General features: G+C 73.4%; 1 protein-coding gene. It reads left to right on the top strand.

Annotation, left to right across the window (positions count from 1 at the left end; all coding sequences use genetic code 11):
- Positions 1-1,881 (top strand): non-homologous end-joining DNA ligase (gene ligD / locus RMO12_RS11360; protein ID WP_309639370.1); only part of this gene is annotated, 1,881 nt, incomplete at both ends.

The raw sequence follows: 1,881 nt of genomic DNA, 5'->3' as shown, positions 1-1,881 counted from the left end.
CCGCCTGCGAGCCGGCGCTGCGCTTCGTGGTGCAAAAGCATGCGGCCCGGCAGTTGCATTACGACTTTCGGCTCGAGCTCGACGGCACGCTCAAGAGCTGGGCGGTGCCCAAGGGTCCGAGCCTGGATCCGAAGGCGCGCCGCATGGCGGTCGAAGTCGAGGACCATCCGCTGGACTACGCCGGCTTCGAAGGCACCATTCCCGCCGGCCATTACGGCGCCGGTGAAGTGATCGTGTGGGACGAAGGCCAGTGGCAGCCACACGGCGACGCGCGCGCCGGCCATGCGGCGGGCAAGCTGAAATTCGGCCTGTCCGGCCACAAGTTGCAGGGCGACTGGACCCTGGTGCGCATGCGTGCGCGCGACGGCGAGCGTCAGAACGCCTGGCTGCTCATCAAGGAGCGCGACGCGGCGGCGCGCAGCGAGGCGGAGTTCAGCGTGGTCCAGGCGCTGCCGGCGAGCGTCAAGCAGCCCAGCGCCTTGGCACCGGCGCGCGCGCCAACGGGCGCAAAACCCGGTGCGGCGGTGGGCGCGAGCGCGGGCAAGAAAACGGCAACTCGAGCCATCGCCAAGGCGGCCGGTGCAGCCACCACCGCGGCCGCCACCCCACCGGTAACCCGTGCGCGCGCGGCCGCCCGCTCCCAGCGCGCCCAGCCTCCCCTGCCCGCCGACATCGCCAGCGTGCAGCATGCCCTGGCGCCCCTGCGCCCTGCCGCCAAACCGGCCGCGCTGCCGGACGCCGCCGAACCGGCCGCATTGCCCGCAGCGCTGGCGCCAGCGCTCGCCACGCTGGTCGACGCGCAGCCGGCCGACAGCGGCTGGCGCTACGAGCTCAAGTTCGACGGTTACCGGCTGCTCGCGCGCGTGGAGCGCGGCGCGGCGCGCCTGTTCACCCGCAACGGCCACGACTGGACTGCCAAACTGCCGGCGCTGGCGCACGCGGTGGCTGGGCTCGGTTTTGAGGCGGCCTGGCTCGACGGCGAGCTCGTCGTCATGGGCGAGCACGGCGCGCCGGATTTTCAGGCGCTGCAGAACGCCTTTGAAAACCGCTCGCTGGACGCGGTGCGCTACTACCTGTTCGACCTGCCCTTCCACGCCGGCCACGACCTGCGCGCCGCGCCGCTGGTCGAGCGGCGCGCGCTGCTGCGCGCCACGCTGGCAGCGGCGACGCCGCAATCGGTGGTGCGCTTCAGCGAAGACTTCGCCGCCGAGGCGGCCGACGTGCTGCAGGCGGCCTGCCGGCTGCACCTCGAAGGCGTGATCGGCAAGCGCCTCGATTCGGCCTACCCGCGCGGCCGCTCCAACGCCTGGATCAAGCTCAAGTGTTCGCAGCGCCAGGAGTTCGTGATCGGCGGCTACACCGACCCCAAGGGCTCCCGCGTGGGGCTGGGCGCGCTGCTGCTCGGCTACTACGACGACAGCGACGCGAACGGCAGCAACGACCACGGCGCGCACGAGAAGAGCGCGCATGCGCCGCGGCTGCGCTACGCCGGCAACGTCGGCACCGGCTTTCCCACCCGCATGCTCGAACCGCTGACCCGGCGCCTGGCAGCGCTGGGGCGCGACGCGCCGCCGTTCGACGAACCGACCGGCCAGCGGGGCGCGCACTGGGTCGAACCCGAGCTGGTGGCCGAGGTGTCGTTCGCCGAATGGACCGCCGAAGGCCGCGTGCGCCACTCCGTCTTCAAGGGCCTGCGCGAAGACAAGCCGCCGCGCGAGATCGGCCGCGAGCCGCACGGCGTGCCGGCGCGGGCGTCCGCGGGCAAGGCAGCCTCGCCCGGCGTGGCAGGGCCGGCGCTGCGGTCCGCACCAGCGGCCGCGACCGCCACAACCCTCGGCGTCACGCTGGGCGTCGCTGCCAAGCCCAGCGCGAAAGCGGCGC

The organism is Methylibium sp. (assembly GCF_031393925.1).
Taxonomy (GTDB): Bacteria; Pseudomonadota; Gammaproteobacteria; order Burkholderiales; family Burkholderiaceae_C; genus Methylibium.
Note: the sequence above shows the minus strand (reverse complement) of the source record. Positions and strands in the feature narration are given on the sequence as shown.